Annotated in this window: 17 protein-coding genes; 4 read left to right on the top strand and 13 right to left on the bottom strand. The window is 34.6% G+C overall.

What is annotated here, in order from left to right:
• Window position 1: 1 nt before the first annotated feature.
• The 4 genes from DCC35_RS17010 to DCC35_RS16995 form a co-directional block, all read right to left on the bottom strand.
• Window positions 2-349, bottom strand: coding sequence for a hypothetical protein (locus DCC35_RS17010; protein ID WP_137091935.1), 348 nt, complete (start codon window positions 347-349; stop codon window positions 2-4).
• A gap of 294 nt (window positions 350-643) precedes the next feature.
• Entirely contained in the window at window positions 644-1,054 is a 411-nt protein-coding gene (locus DCC35_RS17005) for a hypothetical protein (protein WP_137091934.1), read from the bottom strand.
• A gap of 38 nt (window positions 1,055-1,092) precedes the next feature.
• Window positions 1,093-1,527, bottom strand: coding sequence for a lipocalin-like domain-containing protein (locus tag DCC35_RS17000; RefSeq protein WP_137091933.1), 435 nt, complete (start codon window positions 1,525-1,527; stop codon window positions 1,093-1,095).
• Window positions 1,514-7,429 (bottom strand): SDR family NAD(P)-dependent oxidoreductase, encoded by a 5,916-nt coding sequence (locus DCC35_RS16995; RefSeq protein WP_394347709.1) that lies wholly within the window; start codon window positions 7,427-7,429, stop codon window positions 1,514-1,516. The genes DCC35_RS17000 and DCC35_RS16995 overlap by 14 nt, the downstream gene beginning before the upstream one ends.
• A 310-nt stretch (window positions 7,430-7,739) precedes the next feature.
• On the opposite strand from DCC35_RS16995, the gene DCC35_RS16990 reads away from it, so the two are divergent.
• The gene (locus tag DCC35_RS16990; protein ID WP_137091931.1) at window positions 7,740-8,375 is read left to right on the top strand and encodes a 4'-phosphopantetheinyl transferase family protein; all 636 of its coding nucleotides are present in this window, start codon (window positions 7,740-7,742) and stop codon (window positions 8,373-8,375) included.
• A gap of 27 nt (window positions 8,376-8,402) precedes the next feature.
• On the opposite strand, the gene DCC35_RS21910 is transcribed toward DCC35_RS16990, so the two are convergent.
• From DCC35_RS21910 to DCC35_RS16980, 3 genes are all read right to left on the bottom strand, one after another.
• A complete protein-coding gene (locus DCC35_RS21910) occupies window positions 8,403-9,113 on the bottom strand; it encodes a SulP family inorganic anion transporter (RefSeq protein ID WP_317128956.1) in 711 nt (236 codons plus the stop codon).
• 8 nt (window positions 9,114-9,121) lie between these two features.
• Window positions 9,122-10,048, bottom strand: a complete 927-nt coding sequence (locus DCC35_RS21905) for a SulP family inorganic anion transporter (RefSeq protein WP_317128955.1) — start codon at window positions 10,046-10,048, stop codon at window positions 9,122-9,124.
• A gap of 82 nt (window positions 10,049-10,130) precedes the next feature.
• On the bottom strand, window positions 10,131-10,478 hold the full coding sequence (locus DCC35_RS16980) for a hypothetical protein (protein WP_137091930.1): 348 nt from the start codon (window positions 10,476-10,478) through the stop codon (window positions 10,131-10,133).
• A 225-nt stretch (window positions 10,479-10,703) separates the two neighbouring features.
• Between DCC35_RS16980 and DCC35_RS16975 the strand changes: the two genes are divergently transcribed.
• Together DCC35_RS16975 and DCC35_RS16970 are read left to right on the top strand one after the other, a co-directional pair.
• Window positions 10,704-11,147, top strand: a complete 444-nt coding sequence (locus tag DCC35_RS16975; protein ID WP_137091929.1) for an RrF2 family transcriptional regulator — start codon at window positions 10,704-10,706, stop codon at window positions 11,145-11,147.
• Between the two features lie 380 nt (window positions 11,148-11,527).
• Window positions 11,528-13,636: a TonB-dependent receptor plug domain-containing protein gene (locus tag DCC35_RS16970; RefSeq protein ID WP_137091928.1), complete on the top strand. Its 2,109-nt coding sequence runs from the start codon at window positions 11,528-11,530 to the stop codon at window positions 13,634-13,636.
• Window positions 13,637-13,733: 97 nt separating this feature from the next.
• Here the strand turns inward: DCC35_RS16970 and DCC35_RS16965 are convergent, their stop codons facing one another.
• On the bottom strand, window positions 13,734-14,162 hold the full coding sequence (locus DCC35_RS16965) for a hypothetical protein (protein ID WP_137091927.1): 429 nt from the start codon (window positions 14,160-14,162) through the stop codon (window positions 13,734-13,736).
• Between the two features lie 224 nt (window positions 14,163-14,386).
• Between DCC35_RS16965 and DCC35_RS16960 the strand changes: the two genes are divergently transcribed.
• On the top strand, window positions 14,387-16,483 hold the full coding sequence (locus DCC35_RS16960; RefSeq protein ID WP_175402849.1) for a TonB-dependent receptor plug domain-containing protein: 2,097 nt from the start codon (window positions 14,387-14,389) through the stop codon (window positions 16,481-16,483).
• A 53-nt stretch (window positions 16,484-16,536) separates the two neighbouring features.
• Here the strand turns inward: DCC35_RS16960 and DCC35_RS16955 are convergent, their stop codons facing one another.
• The 5 genes from DCC35_RS16955 to DCC35_RS16935 all read right to left on the bottom strand — a co-directional run bounded on the left by DCC35_RS16955 (window position 16,537) and on the right by DCC35_RS16935 (window position 22,215).
• A complete protein-coding gene (locus DCC35_RS16955; RefSeq protein WP_175402848.1) occupies window positions 16,537-18,024 on the bottom strand; it encodes a TolC family protein in 1,488 nt (495 codons plus the stop codon).
• On the bottom strand, window positions 17,942-19,300 hold the full coding sequence (locus DCC35_RS16950) for an HlyD family secretion protein (RefSeq protein WP_137091924.1): 1,359 nt from the start codon (window positions 19,298-19,300) through the stop codon (window positions 17,942-17,944). The genes DCC35_RS16955 and DCC35_RS16950 overlap by 83 nt, the downstream gene beginning before the upstream one ends.
• 3 nt (window positions 19,301-19,303) lie before the next feature.
• A complete protein-coding gene (locus DCC35_RS16945; RefSeq protein WP_137091923.1) occupies window positions 19,304-20,890 on the bottom strand; it encodes an ATP-binding cassette domain-containing protein in 1,587 nt (528 codons plus the stop codon).
• Window positions 20,891-21,027: 137 nt separating this feature from the next.
• On the bottom strand, window positions 21,028-21,777 hold the full coding sequence (locus tag DCC35_RS16940; RefSeq protein WP_137091922.1) for a sulfite exporter TauE/SafE family protein: 750 nt from the start codon (window positions 21,775-21,777) through the stop codon (window positions 21,028-21,030).
• A 21-nt stretch (window positions 21,778-21,798) separates the two neighbouring features.
• The gene (locus tag DCC35_RS16935) at window positions 21,799-22,215 is read right to left on the bottom strand and encodes a (4Fe-4S)-binding protein (protein WP_137091921.1); all 417 of its coding nucleotides are present in this window, start codon (window positions 22,213-22,215) and stop codon (window positions 21,799-21,801) included.
• Window positions 22,216-22,232 lie beyond the last annotated feature (17 nt).

The raw sequence follows: 22,232 nt of genomic DNA, 5'->3' as shown, positions 1-22,232 counted from the left end.
TTTAGTTTATTAACCAGTTATGTGCTTTGTCGAAATCCTTAAACTTTCGAATCGTCAGACTTTCGGGCATAGCTTCCTGAGCAGAAAATTCTGCAAAAATATTTTCAGGAAATATCCATGCGAATTTTTGCAATCCGGCATTTACCATGTGAGGGAACCAGTATTCAGAAGTCCAGGTTGATGCAGTATTCCAGGGGCCCCTAACATCTCTATTGTCGTTTAAAATTTTATTACACTTATGGTTTCTAAATTTTCGAAGTATTTTTTCTCCGCTTGAACGTATTTCTTCATCGGACTGGAATCCTATCCATCTCAGATATATATAATCAAAATCACTGATATATTCCATCGTTAAATTATTCTGACTTAGGATTACAGTTTTGTTTACGCTTTCTGGGTGAACCATATGTATGTTAACTTCCTTATATGTTAATTTACTTGTTTTAAAACTTCAAAACCAGAGTTTTGAAATATGATTAAACCTAGTTATTCTTATTTAAAGTAATTTTACAATATTACCAACTTTTCCAATCAACAAGTTTCAAATAAAGAATGTTATTGAAAATTTTAATGAAAATCTATTAATAAAAAAAGCAGCCAAATTATTGGCTGCTTTATCGATCTAAGTATATGAATAAAATAATTATTCCTGTAACCAGGCTTCAGCCTCATTATATGAATTAAATTTTTTCACTAATTCATTATCAGGCATTGCCTTTGTAGCTGAAAGCTCAGCAAATATATTGTCAGGGAAAACCCAGGCAAATTTTTGCATTCCTGCATCAATCATTCTTGGAAACCAGTCATTTACTGTCCAGTCTGCTGCAGTGTTCCATGGCCCCTTGACTTCTCTGTTATCATTTAATATATCCTTACAATCCATTGTCTTAAAGATTTTAAGGATTTCCTCTCCACTTTCTTTAATATCAGCTTCCTTTTGGTAGCCAACCCATCTTAAGTAAACGTAGTTAAGTTCTTTATTATGTTCAACTATAATATTTTTTCTTTTTAATAAAACTTTGTGATTTTTCGCTGTTGCAAATGAATTTGTCATAATTGTTAGAATTTGATGTAAAAAATTAAGTGTGATTATTATTGCTTTTCCCACGTTATTTTGAAGGAAATACTTCCATTTTCAGTATTTGTTGGTGGAGTGCTTAGGGTTAATAAATTTCCGTTAACTTCTCCATACCGGATATGAATATCCCCTCTCCAATTTGGATATAAAGAGTTCTGAACGGTATGCTCCAGCACCCCGGGTTCTGTTTCCCTGAATTTCCCGAAGTAACCCATGTATGATTTATAAGCATCACTGAGTTCTTCAGGGATTCCTGAATCAAATGAATTACTTTTAAGGTCCTTTCTTGGTTCTTTAGCAATTTGAACGGTCATCCACCCTGAATTGTCGAATATGAGTAAGCCATCCGGGTTATCACCATAAAATGAGTGTTTTTCTCCGGTAGTTTCATTCTCGAAAACCCACTCGACCAATCTCCATGCCCCTATAATCTGATTAGTAATTTTCATCTTTTATCAAATCATTTTTAATATTTTCCAGAATCAAAGGAATAGCCACCTTTGCATATTCTTCCTTATATAAATAACCATGTCCACCCTGAAATTTTCTTATTGTAATTGGGTGTTCTACTAGTGATTTCCAGTTTTGAGCTTGTTTCTCAGAAACCTGGTCATCATCTGATGCATACCAAACCTCAACATTATTCTGAATTTTAGCCTGGTGACTAAAACGGTATTTGTTTACCATTTTCAGGTCATTTTTTAATAGTGAAATTAGATACTTTAATGATTCTTCATCTGAAGCGATTTCATTGATGTGAGGAAATAATCTGATCAACTCATTATCCGGCAAGTCACTTTTATATCGTTCAGGATTATATGAATTCAACGCCGGAGTGGAAGAAACAACAAGTTTGTTGATTTTGATATTCGTCATTTCCAGTAAGTATGCTACCTCAGTAGCTATTGCTCCACCCATACTATGACCAATCAGCCAAACACTTTCAAGGTTTGCTTCGGTAATTTTATTCGCAATGTTAACGGCACATTGTTCCAGCGTTTCAAAAGGTTGGAACTCATCTGCAAGGCCTCTTCCAGGTAGATCAATTGCCATTAGCCCAATTTCCTCAGGTAGTTTCTCATCATTCATCGAACTAAATAAGGCAGAGCTTCCTCCTGCATCATGAATGGCAATGATTTGATTTTTGGAAGATTTATCACCGAAATAGGTGATTGCTGTGTCCTTTTTAGTCCAGGCAATTGATTTTTTATCAGAATTCCTTAAAGAAATTTCATCAAATAGAAGAGATGTCAGGTTTTCAATATTATCTGCTTTCCAGATCTTTGATATCGCCAGCTTGATTTCAAATCCTTTTTCTATATGATTTCGATATTGAACTGCCATAAGCGAGTCCAGTCCCATACTCTTAAATGAAGCCTGCGCAGGAATATCTGTGGCAGCTAACTGGGTGATTCTTGATAAGCCTTCTATCAAATAGTTTTTAATAGTTGATTTTTGCTCTTCTTTAGAAAGATCCTGCAAATCTTTAATTAGTGATCCTGAAATATTAATTCCACTCTCAACCTTTTCAACCTTACTATAAAAAAATGATTCGGCTAATTTTTTATGATACTCTTTAGACTTCTTCCAGTCAATACCCATAATTGAGAAGGATTTTCCAAAAGGATCATATTGGTTGACAAATAACCCTAACGCTTCATTCATTTTCATAGAAATAAATCCTTCAGCCTCAGAATACCTTTCAAGATGATTATTGTTTGCAACCATACCTGCATCCTTTATTACTCCCCAGTTGACTGACAAGGCTGGTTTGTTATTTTGAACTCTGTTTGCGGCAATAGCGTCAAGTGTTGCATTTGCAGCAACATATGCTCCCTGACCACTCAAGCCAAAATATACTGATGCAGATGAAAACGTAATGAAATGCCTTAGCTTACCCTTCGTATCGAATTTATCCATCGCTAATGCTCCATTGATCTTAACTGATAAGATTTTTCGGATTGTTTCTGAGCTCAGACTATCAAGCCTTTCTGGAGATATAAGACCCGCTGCATGAACAAAGCCAGTAATTTCTCCAAGGTTATTCTGAATACCTTCGAGACACTGTGTGAAATCCTTAATATTTGAAACATCACAGGCTACACGTTCAATTATAGTCCCGGTTTTTCTGAAGTCTTTTATTTTTTCACTTTGCTCTTTAGATAATTCCGGGTTACGGCTTACCAGGGCAATTGCTCTTACTCCTGCTTTAGCTAGTAATTCAACGAACGAAAATGCCGCTCCCTTAAAGCCTGTGAGAACAATTACTTCATCAGATTCGAATTTCCCAGGAATGATCGTTTTTGCTTTGAAATTCTCAGGGATTTGTGAATATAATTTTGAATTATTCAGGGCTGCCTGAACTGACTTATTCGATCCCAATATATCTACAAGGATATTAATATCTTCTGTTGAATAACTATCCCCAATATCAATAATTTTCACAGGAACCTCAGGGTGTTCATTAATAGCGGTTTTACCTGCCTGCCAAACTCCTATTAGTGAAAGATCAACAGGACTTGTATATCCACTGGCTTTAAGAGTCAATACTGTTAAAGAATTTACTTTATTATTAAGTATTTCACCTAAAACAAGTAAGTTAAAAGACGCTGCTTCCGATACATTATGGTTATCGCTATGTGGGATGTATAAAACATTTGCTCCCTTAATTCCAGACAAGTCAATAGAATTCTCTGAAGAATTAATATAAATTATGTTTACCTTACCGATCGGTTTTTCTATCTCTTCAATAAGCTGTGAATGACCATTGTTTTCAGTACAAATCACAGTTAGATTATCTAGAGATGAGTCTTTCTTGACTCCTGTAATCTCAGTCCAGTTTAATTGAAATACTTTCGGAGATTTCTCATTCGTTTCTATAGATGGAATTAGTCTCGCTGATACTTTGTTAATTTTTGCAACCGGATCACCATACATATTGTATATAAATATCCTTGCTGATGGATTAAAAGCATCTTCGCTGAATAAGTAGCTGATCTCAACCAATAAAGGTTCTGTTGTATTTAAAGAATCATAAATTTTTATACCTTCAATTTCTTCGAGATACGCAGAACTGATATTTCCATTCTCCGATGATTTTGAGAAAATTAATTGCAGGCAGTTATCTAATAATGCAGGGTGAACCTTGGTATCAGAATATAGTGGAGTGTTTTCAGGTAACTTAATCAATCCATAGAAATAATCATTTTTACCATGAATATTCACAATACTTTTAAATGCTTCAGAATATTCTATACCGAGAGAATTTGTGATTTTATAAAATTCTCCTGCGGTAATCTCCGGAATGTTTTCTGAAGTTCTGTCTAAAAGAGGAAAACTAAAATTCTGGTTTGTTTTTACTGTACAATTAGCGGTGCGTTGCCAGCTATTATCCTGTAAAGAATAAAATTCCAGGTTGAAGCTGTCATCTTCAATCGAAGTTTTAATCTGTAAATCAACAGTAGAATTATTATCAAGAGTTATTGCCCGTTCAAATTTTAACTTATCAATGAAATAATTCTCAATTTTTAATTCCGACATGATCTCACTGACCATGCTGATATATGTCGTACCTGGCAATACTACTTCTTCATTTACCTTGTGTCCTTCAAAAAGAGGGAAGTCCTGAAGTGAAAAACTTGATTTCCATATTAAAATGCTTTCATCGCAGATATCCAGCTTTTCTCCGGAAAACCTATTTCCATTTTTTCCTTTTGATTTCTTAGTAAGTCTTAAGTCTGGGACCAGAGTTTTGCGTTGCATTGGATAATTCGGAAGAATATTAAGGTCCGGTGTGCCTTTAAAGAATACTTTATGTATATCAATAGGCACATTTGCCATTACAAGGTTTCCGATTGAATTTAAAATGCTGATTACCTCATCCTTTTCCCTTAGCAAACTATATGTAGTAATACTGTTTGAATCAGTCTCTTTGATAGTATGCTCTATAGCCTGATTCAATACAGGATGAGGACTCATTTCAATGAAAATTTCAATCCTATCCTCTAGCGCATTTTTTACTGCCTTATGAAACTGAACAGGGTTTCTAAGGTTTTTTACCCAATAATCAGGATTGAGAATTTGATCAGTTGTATTGTCCGGTAAAACAGTAGAATAAAAAGGTACTACGGATGGTGCTGGAGATATTGATTTTATCTCATCAGCCAATAATGAAGTGAGTGGTTCCATTTGTAAGCTATGACTCGCTACGTCAACCTTTACCTGCTTACAAAAAATACCCTCTTCATCCAGTTTTTCAATTAGTGGTAAAAGGTCACATTCTTTTCCTGCAATAACTGTGTTTTGAGCAGAATTATAAACAGCCACTGAAAGGGAGTTATTACCTTCAGTATATTGTTCTGCACTATCTTTATTCAATTCAGTTACTGCCATGCCATATCCCTGTCCGGAAACTGTAGACATTAGTTTACTTCTGTCGGTGATAATTTTTGCAGCATCGTCAAGGGTTAAAGCACCTGAAATATAAGCAGCTGCACATTCGCCCATTGAATGACCAATGATAGCATCCGGCTTTATTCCAAATGATTCCCACAGCTTTGCCAGGCCTATTTCTATTGCAAATAGTGCTGGCTGAATTATTGAAATATCAGAGTTTACTGCCGGAGAGTTATTTTCTAAAACTTCGATTAAACTCCAATCACAATTATTTTCAAGAGCTGTATGACATTCTTTAATAGCCTCTTTAAATACCGGGAAGTTTTCCATGAGTTGCTTTCCCATGCCTACCCACTGGCTACCCTGGCCAGGGAAAACAAAACATACTTTTTGGCTATTAAATTTTTTCTTTGCTTTTAATTCCAGATTTGAGACATCCAGATTAGTCAATTTATCAATAAGCTGATCTTTATCTCTGGCTGCAATAGTTACAGACAGATTAATCGGTAATCCTTTAGTTATAGAAGCTGCACAAAGATTTTGTGCATATTTTAAATCGTTTTTTATTAATTGATTGACAATATTATCAGCCTGATCTTTTATTACCTGTGGATTGTTACCCGAAAGTTTCAATAATAAACCAGGGAAATTATAATTGAAATCATTATTGTCGGGTACAGGGATATAATTAGTTAATGCAACATGCGCATTTGTACCACCCCAACCAAATGAATTAACTCCGGCTATTAATTTATCTTCTACAGTAGGCCAGTCAGTAAGTTGTTTCTGAACTTCAAGTTTCCATTCTTCAAATTTGATTTCGGGATTTGGTGTTTTGAAATTAAGATTTTGTGGTAATTTCTTATACTTCATTGCCAGCAACACTTTTATAAGACCGGCAATTCCAGCAGCACCTTCAAGGTGACCAATATTTGTTTTCACAGAACCAATTCGCAAAGGTGTTCTTCTGTTTTCTCCAAAAAACAACCCAAGAGCTTTAGTTTCAGTAGGATCTCCCAATTTAGTACCAGTTCCATGAGCTTCAACGTATTGTACTTCAGCAGGATTGATATCTGCATTCTTAAATGCATCACGCAACATGCTTATTTGTCCATCCGTGCTTGTTGCCGGAAGTGATGCGTTATATCCATTGTTGTTTACAGCGGTGCCTTCAATTACTGCTAAAATTTCATCTTTATCCTTTATTGCTTTGTCAAGTGGTTTTAAAAGGACAATTCCAGCACCTTCACCTCTTACAAATCCATCAGCTTCATTACTAAAAGTACTACATTTACCATTTTTGGATAAGCCACCAAATTTTGACAGGAGAACATATTGCTCAGGATCAAGAATGTGGTTAACTCCACCAACTACTGCCTGTTCGATACTATTATCCATGATGCTTTGAACAGCCATATGTAGAGCAACTATAGATGATGAGCAACCTGTGTCTACCACGAGGCTTGCTCCATGAAAACCATAGTAAAAAGAAATTCTGTTTGCTATAACATTAGAAGCCTGTCCTACTGCTGAATGTGAGGTTGTCGAAGCGTAAACATTTTTTCTGTGATGCTCAAAATCGCTCCATATGTTCCCAATGTAAACACCTGTTTTAGAGCCTAACCAATGATTAAATGTTGATCTTGAATTTTCAATGGCTTCCCAGACTAACTCCAGCATCAATTTTTGAGATGGATTCATCTCTTTTGCTTCAGCTGGTGAGATATTGAATAATTGAGCATCAAAATCATTGATGTCCTTTAGAAATGCTCCTTTATTTTGATATGTTTTTTCAGCAGTTCTTGGATCCGGATCAAAAAAATCTTTGAAATTCCAACGGTCTTCAGGCATTTTACCGATGCAATCCACTCCCCCCGTAAGTGAATTCCAGAATTCACCCGGTGTTCTACCACCGGGAAATCGGCATGACATTGAAACAATAGCAACTTTACACACGATAAATTTGTTTTGGTTATACTTAACAGTACAAAGTAACTATTAACTTAACTAGAAAATGGGGTCAATTTAATTGCTAAGTATACAATGTAATTGTGAGATGTTTCTATCATTAAAGTGATGCAAAGATTCTTTACAATCGTCAAAATTTGATATTTTATGTTAAAGAATTTTGACAAGTGTTGATAAGTAAGTCTGAATGGTGATGTGATAAAATATCAAGATTAATATAAATCAATTGATAGATTACTACTAATAAAAAAATATTGCATCAGAAGAATTTTATTAATCTCTTTTATTAATTATTGTAATGGTTAAAATATTTGTTTTTCATTCTCTTATTGATGATTTGTTACATAATATTTCTCTTTATGACTTAAGAGAGATATTAAATTCTGAAGATATAAATAAATGCGAAACATTCATTAATAAAAAGTCCAGGTTACAATTCCTTGCTGGGAGGTTATTGTTATGTAGAGGATTGGATAAACTTTATCGTTCTTCATTGATAAAGAATGTGAATTTTTCTGAAAGTGGAAAACCATATATAGAGGGAATAAATTTTAACATTTCTCATTCAGGAAGTTTAATCGCATTGATTATTACAGAATCATCAATGCGAGTTGGAATCGATGTAGAAAAAGTACTTGATGATTTAGATTACAAAGAGATAATAGATAGTCTGGAATCAAATATTCTAAATGAAAGTACTAATTCTGATGATTTTATTTACAGATGGACGATTATTGAATCGATTATCAAAGCATCAGATAGGTCGTTAGATGAAGTAGATGAAGTTAAACGATATAATGAAAGTATGTATGGCTTTGATAGTCAATTATTTAAAGTAGAAAGTGTGAAATTGGATAGTTATTGGATTAGTTATGCAATTGAAACTACCGATCTGAATAATTATACTGTTATAAAAGAAGTAATAAAAAAATAGCCCGGAAGTAATATCCGGGCTGTTTTGTTAATTTTTAGATTCCTCTTTCTTGCTGAGCTCGTTATTGTTTTTTTTAATGGCGTCGTCCATTGTTTTGACAAAATGCTTTTCAGAGTTTTTTAAAGGTTTGTCTTTAGGCCATCCTATGACCTTATATTTAATATTTTTATGTCCTGCTGTTGTTCTGAAATCTTTTAGTATTTCCTGAACATCGAAGTCCATTACTTTTGTTTTGGTAGCATCAACAATTATTGAACTATTATCAGGGACACTGTTAAGAGCTTTAAGAATAGCTGCTTTGTTCAAAAATGAAACCTCTTCAGATAATTCAATCGTTACTTTTTCACCTTCTACATGATCATCATCATTGAAGTAAAATGGATTTTTTAAGTTGTAAAACAAGATTATGAAAATGGCTACTGCAAGTCCTATACCGATACCAATAAGTAAGTCAGTGGCTACGATAGCAACAACTGTCACAATGAATGGTACAAATTGAGTGAAACCATTTTTCCACATTTGTTTGAATAGGGTTGGTTTAGCCAGTTTATATCCAACTAAAAATAGTACTGCTGCCAGAGATGCGAATGGAATTTGGTTTAATACCTCAGGAAATAAAAGCACAGAAACTAAAAGCATCATACCATGAATAATAGCACTTGCCTTAGTTTTACCACCCGACTGAATGTTTGCACTACTTCTAACAATTACCTGAGTAATAGGAAGACCACCTATCATACCAGAAACTACGTTACCAATACCCTGTGCTCTAAGCTCACGGTTAGTTGGTGTGACTCTTTTTGAGGGTCTAGCTTGTCAGTTGCTTCAACAGAAAGTAACGTCTCGATAGATGCTACTACAGCAATTGTTACTCCAGCTAAAAGTATTGCACTTGGTTTATCAGCAAAAACATTAAAGTCTGGTGTTCTGAAATTTCCTAAAAACTCATTGAAGGATCCTGGTGTAGGTAGAGAAACCAACTGGTCAGATGATAATCCCCAGGTGTTATTACCTTTAAAAACATAATTTAATATGATTCCAACTACGACTGCTACTAAAGGACCTTGTATTAAAGTGAAAATTTTATTTTTCTTCATAAATGGCTGTTCCCAGATAATAAGAATTGCAAGTGAGATCAGTGTGATCAAAATAGCACCTGGACTTAAAAAGTCAAGCATATAATACAGCTCTGAGAATGTATTGTGTCCATCCGTTTGCCAGAAGCTCAGGTCGCCTTCGTAATCTGCATCGTAACCTACAGCATGAGGAATTTGCTTAAGGACAATGATAATACCAATTGCTGTAAGCATTCCTTTAATTACTGAATTCGGGAAATAGTAGCCGATAATTCCTGCTTTCATAAAGCCAAGAGTAATCTGCATAATACCTGCAAGAACAGTTGCTGCCAGTAATGCTTCAAATGATCCCAGTGTATTCTGAGCACTAATAACAATAGCCACAAGCCCGGCAGCCGGACCACTAACACCCAGTGAAGATCCACTAAAAAAACCAACTACAATACCACCAACTATACCAGCTATGATACCTGCGAACATTGGAACTTCGGAGGCCAGGGCAATCCCTAAACATAGGGGTACCGCAACCAGGAAGACAATTATACTTGCTGGTAAGTCATATTTAATATTTGAGAAAAATCCCTCTTTTAAGCTCATAATTTTAATTTTTGAAAATATTCAATATCAATAACTATTCTTAAATAAAGAATAGAAAAAATCTTATTTAATTAGCCGGAAATTAAATAAAAGGCCGGGGAGGAGGGACGCTCATTTCCTGACATGGTTCCTCGTGTGAGATTAAATAAGGTACCTCTATAGATTTCGGAACTGTAAAATTCTTATCGTCAATGTCAAAAAATCCATGCAGATAACCCGGGCTATCTTCTTCTTCTAGCAAAACATTTGAAGTGAATCCATCATTAGCCTGATTGTGATGATATTCCTTTCTGATTTCATTATAAGCATCAAGTGTGACATTTATCAATATGGAATTACAAAAAAACCACAGCGAACTTAGTAACAGTAATGTTATAGGAATTGATCTGAATGCTCTGATCAGGCTATATTTTGCTTTCCATGATTTCATTTAATCACAAATATAAAAAATAATTATGATCAAAATCTTACCAGTACTTGTTTATTATAGGTTCAAACTAATATTTACAACTGATGGTATTTTTTAATATTGATCATATAGTCTTAAACATGACTATTTATGCTAGTCAGTAAAGATTTATCAATTAATATTTTTTGAATTATTATTTTCCTGTTAATTGACTTAAAATTGTATAGACAACACTAATTGAAATTCATGCTTTCAAAAAAAGCTAAGTATGCTATTAATGCACTTGTTTTTCTTGCTAAGAAAAAGGGAGAAGGTCCTGTCCAGATTAGTCATATAGCCGAATCCGAAAAAATACCTCAAAAATTTTTAGAAGCTATTTTGCTCGATATGAAAAGAGCTGGAATTCTCCGAAGTAAAAAGGGGAAAGGCGGTGGGTACTTTTTATTTAAAGAACCCGCTGATGTAAATATGGCTGAAGTGATGAGACTCTTTGATGGTGCTATTGCTTTTTTACCCTGTGTTACTTACAAATATTACGAAAGGTGTGAAGAATGTAAAGACGAAGAAACTTGTGGTATTAGAGATGTATTTTTAAATGTTAGAAATGCCACAGTCGAACTGCTTAAAAATGCTACTCTTGAAAAAATAATTGAAAGAGAAACAACACTTGCGGGATTGTACAAAAGTTAGTTTTTATATTAACTATAGGTTACTCATCTAAATTTTCCCCTGTTAATAACTAAGTATTATAGTTCTATTTAATGGTAGAATAGTGCAGTTTATTATTTTGGTTTTTGATTACTTGATTAAATAGGCTCATCAAAAGATTATTTTTTTTCAATCACTACCTACTTCTTTCTTTTTCTAAGCTATAATTTAGATTATTATATCTATATATTATAATCATTTAAAAAAGTGTTGGAATAGTTAAAAAGCTTATTATTTAAGTACATTATATTGATTTTGTTGTTTCGCTACTTAAAATATTAATTGTCATTTTATGTCAAATTGATGGTTACATATTTTATTCGTTATGAATATAACGTTAAAATCAAATAAATTTTAATAAAATGATAAAATCACTTTTTAGGATTAATTTTTTACTGGCTATCTCATTTTTTAGTGCACTAAGTCAGGATTCTAACAAGGAAGAGAAGGATCTTTTTGACATGTCATTAGAGGAATTAATGGAAGTTGAAATATATTCTGCCTCTAAAAAGGCTGAAAGTATTTTCGATTCTCCGTTGTCTTCGACTGTAATTACAAGTAAGGAGATCTTACAATCAGGTGTAACTTCTATTCCAGAGGCATTAAGGCTTGTTCCAGGTGTTATTGTTAGAGAGCAAACTAATGGAACTTATGATATCCACATTCGTGGTATGGACAATGTTCCTCCAAATGGTCAGTTTACTGATACACAAAATCAATTGACGCTGGTAATGATTGATAATCGTATCGTTTACAATTATCTTAATGGAGGTACCTTTTGGGAAACCCTTCCAATCGATTTAAATGATGTTGATAAGATTGAAGTCATTAGAGGGCCTTCTTCCGCACTCTATGGTCCCAATGCAGTTACTGGTGTAATCAATATTATAACAAGAAACCCTCAAGAAGATGGTGTTTACAGTGTTGCAAATGCACAAGTTGGAACATTAAAAACTACTGTTGCAAATGCTTCTGTTGGATATATGAAGAATAAATGGAGTTTTTTGGTGTCGGGTAATTATCAAAAACGTGATCGTTACGAAGAAGATTATTATATTTTTGACAGGGGTCAGTATATGGAACTGCCAGATACCGTAACTTCATTAGCTATTCCAAGACCAAACTTTGAATTCACATCTAGGTTTCCTGAACCTGCTCTTTCAATGGAGAAATATGGTGTAAATGCTGCTTTGAATTATAATGATGATGATTTAGCGATTAGTTTACGTGCAGGACATCAGGATTCACGGGCACAAAGAGTATTTTCTAGTTTAGCAGATACCCCATTTAATACTAATGATGTATATTCATCTTATGTTGATTTAACTGCAGGCTATAAAGGATTTAACTTTAAAATATCAAATACATTTGGTGAACAAACCTCTTACAGTTCAGCAGGTATACCTTATAATATCCTCGCAACAAGTCTGGAATATTCATTTGTAAAAGGTGGTTTGACATTAAGGCCTGGTATAAGTTACAATAGGGCAGATTATGAATGGGAATCAATAAAAGAAGGCTCATATATTGAAAATGGTGCTTTGTCTTTACGAGCTGACTATAAGATGGGGGACTTAAGATTAATCGCCGCTTTAAGGGGTGATAAATATAGTGATCCAGATGATATTTATGCTTCTTGGCAGCTAGGTGGTACGTATAATATTAACGAAGACAACATGGTTCGAATAATCTATTCAAGAGCTAATACCGCCCCATTCCTTTTTAATTTGTACGCTGATATAGATGTGCCAATTCCTCCAATAGGACAAGGTATTGCAGTAGAGGGTAACCCAAATATTAAGCTGACAACTATGGATATGGTAGAAATAGGTTATCGATCAAAATTAACGGACAATATGTCCTTGGACTTTGAGGTATTTACTTCGACAATTAGAGATTTTACGAGAGTGTTTTACCATAGAACTGAAACGAGAAACCATCCTACTTTTGGTCCTTTGGAATATGAAGTTAGACGTGCGCAAAATATTGAGGCTGAGGCAAAGCAATATGGTGCAACTGCTAGTTTAAATCTTGTACCAGTGAAAAACCTAAATCTTAGGTTGTTTGCAACTTATCAGCAAACTGATACTTATAATTTTGCTCCAGATGTAGACGATCAAAACACGCTAATAGATTTAGAACATGAAAGTACACCATCAGTATTTGGTGGTTTCTTCATGAATTATAGACCGGTATCTAAGCTTAATATTAATTTATCTAGCTACTATATGGCTGAACATATTCTAGACCATGAAGATTATATAATTAATATGATGGGGCAAACCAGAGAATATGTATTGAATGATGATATTCCATCAAACTTTATTTTCAATACGAAAGTGAGTTACGAGGTAACTGAAAACCTTTTAGTTTTTGTTAATGCTAGAAACATTGGGGCAAGTAAAAAACAGTTTGGTTTTACTGACAGAATCAGTGCTTTATATCTGGCTGGATTAAACTTTAGTTTGTAAAAAATACATTTTTATAAAATAATATGGAGCTGAGCAATCAGCTCCATTTTTGTTTAGTAATAATAAATTTTAATATCTCTAATCATTAAGTAATCAATTAATTGCATTTCTGTCCACTATAGAAAGGGTTGCCAAACCCCTGGTTACACTTATATGATTTTCTAATCGTAGTGATTTCCCAGAAATCAGATTTAGGTTTCATATAATATTCAGTTCTGATTCCATAAGTAGATTTATCGGGTAATAATTCTCTGTAAACAGTAATTCTTACACTATCTCTGGCAGGTCGTTTACTCAGTACATCTTCGACTAATGCAAATTTGGCCGCATCATTCGGGTAATCATAAAAGTGTTGTATAGTTGAAAGAGGTTGCTTTGTCCACGGTTCATCATTTTCGGCTGCAAGGGCTATCCTGATATTCAGGTCATTGGGGTTAATTTCCTCATGGGTGTTTTCAAATTTCTTGCACCCGGAAGAAATAATAAATAATAAAAAAAAAGATATTAAAATTTTAAATCGAATCATTTACCTGAGATTTTGCTACAAAGATAATAAAAGGCACTAATTATTTGATTTTTTGATTCATCGATAATTTGTCATTGTTCATGACTATTTTGTCACGTTTTGTCAAGTTATTGGTTACCAATGGACTCTTATAAGAATATAATACATAAATCAATCAATAATTTATTAAAATGTTTAAATCATTAATTAGGATTAATTTTTTATTTTTAATCTCTTTTTTCACAATGTCAGCACAAGATACTGAAGAGGGTGACAGGGATCTATTTGATATGTCTCTGGAGGAATTGATGGAAGTTGAAATATATTCAGCTTCAAAGAAGGCGGAAAGTAGTTTTGATGCTCCACTTTCTTCTACTGTAATTACAGGAGAAGAAATCATAGCATCAGGAGCTACCACGATCGAAGAAGCACTTAGATTAGTACCTGGAATGATAGTAAGAGAGGAATCAAATGGTAACTATGACGTGCATGTCAGAGGAAATGAGTCTTTACCTCCTGGTAACTTTACTTTTTTCACAGAAAATAGTTTAACGCTTGTTATGATCGATGGGCGTAGGGTTTACAATTACATAAATGGAGGTACTTTTTGGGAGGCACTTCCAATTGGCCTAGCAGATGTAGAAAGGATTGAGGTAGTAAGAGGTCCTTCGTCACCACTTTACGGACCAAATGCAGTAAGTGGCGTGATCAATATCATTACTAAACAAGGATTTTCAAATTCTGAATCTTCGGTAACTGCAAATGTGCAGGGAGGAAATAAAGGGACGGTAATCGGAAGTTTCAATGCTCTAAAGAGGTTAAAAAATGATAAGGTTTCAATCGGATTAAGTGGTAATATCGAAACGCGAGATAGAGATCACGAAGAGTATTATAATTGGTGGACTGGAGAGTATACTCCAAGGTCTGAGTTAGTTAATTATAATAATGGAAATCAGATTGAAGATTCTTATGGTTGGTTTGAAGAAGTCGAAATGGCTAAGGAGCGTTTAGGGGTTAATGCATTTATCTCTTATGATATTAATAAGGATGTGAATATTGACCTGAAAACAGGATATCAAAATTCAGTTTCTCAATCAGCCTTTTTTGAGAACTTTTATTCTGTTCTAGGAGACAGGACTTCAGAGTCATTTTATATAGATTTGACCTCTAAGATTAAAGGCTTAAATATTCAAGCTTCCACAGAAAGTGGTGTTCAGGATATTGCAAGAGGTTCTGGTTTTATTTCTACAATGGATTATAATAAAATAGATTTAAACCTTGATTATTCTTTTGAATTAGGTAATCTATCACTACAGCCAGCATTTAATTATCAGCAGGCTACTTATTCTGATGTGCCTTATATAGAGCCAAATACTATAGGCTTAATGAATGCGGAGCAGCAGCTAAGTAATTATGGCTTTTCATTAAAAGCTGATTATAAGTTATTAAATGATAAACTAAGATTGGTAGCTGCGGGTAGATTAGATAAATACAATGTACCTGATGATGTATACTTCACATATCAGTTTATTTCTACATATAAATTCAATGAGAACCATTTAATAAGGGCCGTTGCATCAAAATCTAACAGAAGTTCTTTCTTTATCGACTCTTATGCAGATTATTATGTGGATGGACAAGTTGATGTAGCATATGTAGGTAATAGAGAGTTGCTTTTACCAACAATGAATATGGTTGAATTCGGATATAGAGGCAAACTTTCTGAAAAGCTAATATTGGATGTAGAGGCATTCAGAACAGTATTTGAAAACGCTGTAGATTTTCAACCGACAGAATTCTATAATAGTGCAGAAGGTCCGATAATTGAGTTTAATTACTTTAATAGTGATTTAATCTCTACTCAGAGTGGTGTGACAACTGCTTTAAATTTTGCTCCATCAGATAAAATACAAATGAGGGTTTTCGGAACTGTTCAAAAGACTGAGCTAGAAAATTATGATAAAAAAGAAACAGGTATCAATCCGTTTACTATGGAACTTCCAACTTATAATAGGGTTGATCAGGAAAATAAACGTACACCAAATTTTTATGGTGGTATGACGTTTAATTACAGACCTTTGGATAAACTTTCGATTTATTCAAGCTTTTATTATATGAGTGAGCAGTTTTATCGTCATGAACGAGCATCTACATCTGAGCAATTAGGTACTACTACAATAGATCCGGTTACAACTTTAAGTATTAAGGCTTCTTATGAATTCGCTAAAGGATTTAAAGGATTTGTAAATGCTAGAAATCTTCTTGCCGGAGAAAAAGATCAGTTTGGTTTTGCAGACAGAATCGGGGCTCTTTATTTGGCGGGAATCAATGTTAATTTATAACATTTAAATACATAAAAGATTAAAAAAAAGGAGCTGAATTTTCAGCTCCTTTTTTATTGAACAATTTGTTCTTTCCATTCTTTTATATTTCCAGAGGTATCAAGCCACTTCAGATATGATTTTTGAGTCTTTTTTATAAGATTAATCAGTTTTATCTGAGCTTCCATATATTTATTCTCTCTTGAAAAGACTAAAAATAATGTCGACTCACCGGCATCGAACAATTTTCTTTCCGCTACCATCATCAATCTGAAATATTCGGCATTTTTCCTTACTGTTTCCAGCTGTTCAGACAGATTTTGCCATTGGGTATATGCCAGACGCTGTTTTGTTAGCCATTCATTTTGTTTATACCTCCATTGAAGACTGGTCATTTCTAATCTGGCTTTTTGAGTTTTCAATCCACCACGTTCTTTCCTAAGGAAAATCGGAAAGTTGATCTTAACACCAGCCGTAAAGTTTTCATCGATGGAATTGCTCTTTCTTTGGCTTTCGTTTTCAAAATCAGAAAACAGGTAGTATCCCTCTAGCAGTATTTCGGGAAGAAGCCGTTGCCTCATCAATTGTGTAGTATTCTCCAAAATAGCTATCTCTGAACGGTAATACCTTGAAATAGGATGGTCATAAGCCAGGGAATCTATTAAGCCAGTGACCAAGGGCTCTATCATATTCTGATCCGGAATTTTTTCGGAGGTTAGATCTGTATCTATTTTGAGAGAATCCTGCCAAAGGTATAAATCCAAACGCTGACTCTGTAACTGGTAAGTTAATTGAGCATCGATCAGGTCAGTTTGTCTTTGAGTTAACTGAGTAAGTGCTTCAAGGGTGTCAATTGCTGCATAATCTCCGAGTTCCGCAGATCTTTTTACACCACGGAAACGTTGCAGGCCTATGTCTATTAATTCTTGCTGTAGCTGAAGGTATTCATAAGCTGCCTGCCATTCGAAAAAAGCACTCGCTGCAGAGAAAATTAACGAGTTTGATCGTAAATCCGCTTCAGCACTGGTTTTATCAACTTTTAAATTAGCATTTCTTAATTCTGTCCGCTGTTCATCCGTAATCAGTCCACGCCCCAGGTCAAAACTTAAGCCGGCTTTCCATAAACCCTCATCAGGTACGGTAAGTTCGGGGTTTAGGTAAAAACCTTCATTTTGCTCATAACCCGCTTTAAAGTCAAGGCCGGCAGCAGCAGTAGGTATACTTATTCCACCTTCTCTGTGAGTGAAATAATCGGAACCATTAAACTTTTTGGTGTCGTAATTACCATATAATTTAGGGTCGAAAGCCCCTCTTTTCGATAATAATTCTGCTTCTGCTTCCCTTACAGACCACCATATCCTGGAAGCCTCAGGATGGTTATCAATCAATCTGATAACATCCTCTAACTTTAAGGAATCCTGGCCGCTGGTTTGAAAAATACTGACCAGCAGAAAAAATAAGATTACCAGTCTTTGCATATTATTTTTCTTTTTCAGAATTCTGATTAGTATTCTTTTTGTAGAAATCAGGAGGGAATCCATTAATACGTCGCCAGATTTCATACCATAAAGGTACATCTTTCAGTAGAATAATGCCTCTGGTTCCTGACCCGGGTCTTAAAGCATCCGGCCATGAGTAGTCGGCAACATCTTCTTTACTTGGGGCTACCAATATTCGGTAAGTTCCGTCTGGCTGGCTGAAATTATCGATAGCGACAATCTCACCACTAAATGTTCCATGAGATGCACCTGGCCAACCACTGAATACGATCGCAGGCCATCCATCAAAAATACATCTTATTTCCTGTCCCTTTTCAAGCAGAGGGAGGTTTACAGGGTTGACATAATAATTAGCAGCCAGTTGATAATCCTTGGGCATAATGGTTATCAGCTTTTCTCCTGCTTTTACATTTTCACCAATACCGGTCATTGATGCCTGGGTAATATAACCATCCTGGGGTGCAGTTATAAAATAAAAAGAAGACCTGAGTTCATAATTACTAAGTGTGTTTTCCATTTTAGCCAGGTCTGCCTCGGCAGAATACAGATTACTGGCAGCTTCTGCTTTTTCAGATCTGTTTTTGGCAATTTTATCGTTATAGTCTGCCTCAATGCTTTGTAAAGCAATTCTGGCATTTATCAGTTCATTTTGAGATTTCAAATACTTGTTATAGGCAGCTGTACGTTTAGCCTTAGCTTCCTGAAGTTTCATCTGACCTGTTTCAAATTCAGTTTTTGATTTCAGTCCATCTTCATAAAGTGCCTTTATTCGGTCAAACCGGGCTTCAGCCACATCAAGGTTAGTTTCTGCAGCATTCCATTCCATACTATCAATCTGAACTGACAGTCTGGCTTGTTCAAGTTTATTAGTAGCTTCCTGAAGTTTGAATTTTTTTGCTGAAAGCAAGGCGTTATACTGATTATTCAAAGCCTCTATTTTGCTTTGATATGATCCCATACCACTTCTTTTAGCATTTACCTGAGATTCTGTTCTTCTAATAAGATTAGGGTCAAGATATTCAGGTTTAACTTCAGCGATTTTTAAAATTGTATCACCCTTATTTACTTCCTGACCTTCAGAAACGTACCACTTTTCAATTCTCCCGTCAATAAAGCTCTGGATAGATTGAGGTCTTTCAGATGGAAGGAGCGCAGTAACTTCTCCCTCAGTTTGAATATTCTGAGTCCATGGAATAAAAAAAGAAATAGGAATAAGTAACAGCCAGAAATATTTATATTTCTTTGATGGCCGTGGCTCAAAGTTTTCTATTTTATCAAACGACTTATAAGAGGATGTGTCTATGTCGTCTTTAACCCTTCTTTCACTTAGATTTAGCATCCTTTAAATATTTAATAATTCAGCTGGAGAAAAATCTTTTGGCCAGGAGTATAATTTATCAAAATCATACCCTTCGAATTTTAAGTGTTCCTTTTTAGTTACAACAGCAAGAGGAATATCATTAAGAATTATGTATTCCATTAATTCTTCAGTTAAAAATTCTTCGTGAAATGTATCCTCATTCCAGCAAATGATCTCAGGATTCATACTTAAACATCTAGCAGCAATTATCGCATGTCGACTTTCAAAATCGATGTTAGTTCCTTTAGGTTGGATATGTTTTGAACATGTTGCCTCTTCATCCATCTTAAATTTATACCCACATTTTTTAAGGAGGGCAATAATCTCAGAATCATCTAATTCTTCATAAATGCTAACATTTTGCCTCAGGGTTCCATCAAAAATATTTTCTGTACTGTTCAATAATCCAATCCTGAATGGGGATTTGACATTTTGTTCAATCGTGAAAGAAACGTTTTGTATATCACTTTCATGAGGAAGTTTGATTTTTATTTTTTGACCTTTACGGATATTTAGAGAACTTTTCTTCTTATTTTCTGTATCAAATATGTTCAGAGTAAATGAACCTCTTCCTGTTCTTTCCTGGCTCTTTTCATCAATCAATGGAATATCGACAAGCTTACCCAGTTTTTCTGATGCGGTGAGTGTATCGTATAAAGTCTCCATACTCAAGATCAGCTTTTCAACAGCATTCATGAGCATAATGATAATGATTTCACCAGCCACAAATTGACCCAGGTTCATACTATCATTGATAACCAGTAATCCTCCCGGGATAAGGAGTAGTCCTGCAATTAATATTTTAAGAGTTAGGAGACTATAAAACTGTTTCACCAGTACTTTAAAGTGTTGATTACGACTATCCAGGTAATTGGAAACATAATCATCTGTTCTGTTAAATGCTCTTTTACCTGCATTTTGGTCGTAAAAGACTTCTTTTGTTCTGGCTACCTCTTGCAGCCAGAAAGCTGTTTTATATTTATAATCAGATTCATCAAGGCTACTTCTAAGACCTTTTTCACCTGTAAATCTCCATACCAGTAGTAAACCGCCAAATAATATTATTGAGATTGCGAGGAAAATTGGGTGATATAACCCGAGTAATAACAGTCCGAAAAGAATTTGCAATGCAGCTGTTGTAAAGTCAAATAATAGCTTTGAGAATCCTTTTTGGATGTTGATTGTATCAAAAAATCGGTTTACAAGCTCAGGAGGATAATTTTTCTTTATGTGCTCCGGTTCCCAGTGAGGTATCCGATAAGTAAGTTCAAAGGCTGACCTTGTGAAAATCTTCTGCTGGATGCTTTCAGTTATATACATTTGTTTTACCTGCAACCATCCATGAACTAATAAACCCACCAGAACCAGAAGAACCAGTAAAATCCATGAAGTGGTAACCTGCCTGGCCATGATCAGGTTAATAATCGCCTGAATACCCAATGGCAAACTTAAGTATACAATTCCCTGAAAAAATGCGTACATATATATCCTCAGGATATTTTCCTTATCATTTTTAATAAGCCTGAAGAAACGCTTAAATGCCAATTTAGTGGTCTTATTACCGTCCATATTTTCTTTTAAGGTAATTCAATACAAATTACGCTAATCTTAGCCTTAAGGTTGTTAACTAATTAATTATGTATAACCAATTTTATATAATTTTTGTTTATGATTATCATAATTATAAACATTATTTATATAGAAATTTAAACAAACTTCTTTACAATCAGGACGATACCGCTGATAACCATCATGCCTATGACCCACTTTCTAAATCCTTTTTCTGTCATTTTATTGAGGGTTTTTTTCCCGATGATATTACCAACTGTCGCTCCCAAACCTAAAGCAACACCATACCAGACTAATTGTTCATGCAAAAGTCCGAAAAAAGAATAAGAACTGATCTGAAAAATTCCAGTAAAAAATGAATTTGCTGTTTTAGTTCCGGTAAGTTTTTCTTTTGATATTCCGGTATTGAGATAAAATGGATTAAGAATCGGGCCTACAGCGCCGATTATTGTACTGATGAAGGTTACAATTAATCCCAGGAAGAAGAAATGATATTTTTTTACAGGAAATGATATTTCCTTTTTGCCAAAACGATATTGAAATACTGTACTAATCAAAAATATACCTGCTAAGACTTGAAGTATACCAATATTAGTTTTTTCAAAAAACCAACCGGCAACAGCAGAGCCTATTAGTGCTGCGGGGATATAATAGGCTGAGATTTTCCAGTCAATATCTTTTCTGAATAGCCATAGTCTTACTGGCCGCCCGATAAAAGTTCCCAGGTTTAAAACCGGAGCAGTTGATTTTACTCCAATCAAAAAATTTAATACAGGAACAAGAACAAGAGCACCACCCCCTCCTGCAATAGTAGACAGAATGAAGGCCCCTGCTCCAAGGATAAATAACAACAGATAGGAAAGTAATTCGCTATCTATGAATGACATAGCTTAAGATATGGTTGTTAGTTATTTATCAAAGTCAACTTTGGAATGAGAGCCGTCACAGTAAGGCTTGTTATTGCTGGCACCACATCGGCACAGGGCAGCTACCTTCTCTACAACTTCTGTTTTTCCATCTTTAAGTTCAATTGTACAATTTCCTGAAACCATTAACGGTCCGGCAGGACTGACTTTAATTTTTACATCGCTCATATCGTTAATTTTATCTTCCTGGTCTTTTTCTTTTATACTTAATGCACCTGAAGGACACATGGCAACTTGTTCTCTAATAGCTTTTTCCGAAGCCCCGGCCATATTGACCCAGGGTTTTTTCTCGGGATTAAAAACTTCTGGTAATCCTTTATAACAATTTTCTGAATGGTAGCACTTATCAGGCTGCCAGACTACGGTTGTATTTCCTTTGCTGTAAGTTTTAGTTTTCATAGTTAATAATTTAACTA

It is taken from the genome of Mangrovivirga cuniculi (assembly GCF_005166025.1).
GTDB classification, from domain to species: Bacteria; Bacteroidota; Bacteroidia; order Cytophagales; family Cyclobacteriaceae; genus Mangrovivirga; species Mangrovivirga cuniculi.
Note: the sequence above shows the minus strand (reverse complement) of the source record. Positions and strands in the feature narration are given on the sequence as shown.

Coding starts and splice junctions, on each gene's coding strand:
- DCC35_RS16990 (WP_137091931.1), top strand. CDS start 7,740: ATGGTTAAAATATTTGTTTTTCATTCTCTTATTGATGATTTGTTACAT.
- DCC35_RS16935 (WP_137091921.1), bottom strand. CDS start 22,215: ATGAAAACTAAAACTTACAGCAAAGGAAATACAACCGTAGTCTGGCAG.
- DCC35_RS16960 (WP_175402849.1), top strand. CDS start 14,387: ATGTCAGCACAAGATACTGAAGAGGGTGACAGGGATCTATTTGATATG.
- DCC35_RS17000 (WP_137091933.1), bottom strand. CDS start 1,527: ATGAAAATTACTAATCAGATTATAGGGGCATGGAGATTGGTCGAGTGG.
- DCC35_RS21905 (WP_317128955.1), bottom strand. CDS start 10,048: ATGAGCTTAAAAGAGGGATTTTTCTCAAATATTAAATATGACTTACCA.
- DCC35_RS16945 (WP_137091923.1), bottom strand. CDS start 20,890: ATGGACGGTAATAAGACCACTAAATTGGCATTTAAGCGTTTCTTCAGG.
- DCC35_RS16970 (WP_137091928.1), top strand. CDS start 11,528: ATGATAAAATCACTTTTTAGGATTAATTTTTTACTGGCTATCTCATTT.
- DCC35_RS16980 (WP_137091930.1), bottom strand. CDS start 10,478: ATGAAATCATGGAAAGCAAAATATAGCCTGATCAGAGCATTCAGATCA.
- DCC35_RS17010 (WP_137091935.1), bottom strand. CDS start 349: ATGGAATATATCAGTGATTTTGATTATATATATCTGAGATGGATAGGA.
- DCC35_RS16975 (WP_137091929.1), top strand. CDS start 10,704: ATGCTTTCAAAAAAAGCTAAGTATGCTATTAATGCACTTGTTTTTCTT.
- DCC35_RS16950 (WP_137091924.1), bottom strand. CDS start 19,300: ATGCTAAATCTAAGTGAAAGAAGGGTTAAAGACGACATAGACACATCC.
- DCC35_RS16940 (WP_137091922.1), bottom strand. CDS start 21,777: ATGTCATTCATAGATAGCGAATTACTTTCCTATCTGTTGTTATTTATC.
- DCC35_RS17005 (WP_137091934.1), bottom strand. CDS start 1,054: ATGACAAATTCATTTGCAACAGCGAAAAATCACAAAGTTTTATTAAAA.
- DCC35_RS16965 (WP_137091927.1), bottom strand. CDS start 14,162: ATGATTCGATTTAAAATTTTAATATCTTTTTTTTTATTATTTATTATT.
- DCC35_RS21910 (WP_317128956.1), bottom strand. CDS start 9,113: ATGATAGGTGGTCTTCCTATTACTCAGGTAATTGTTAGAAGTAGTGCA.
- DCC35_RS16955 (WP_175402848.1), bottom strand. CDS start 18,024: ATGAAATCTGGCGACGTATTAATGGATTCCCTCCTGATTTCTACAAAA.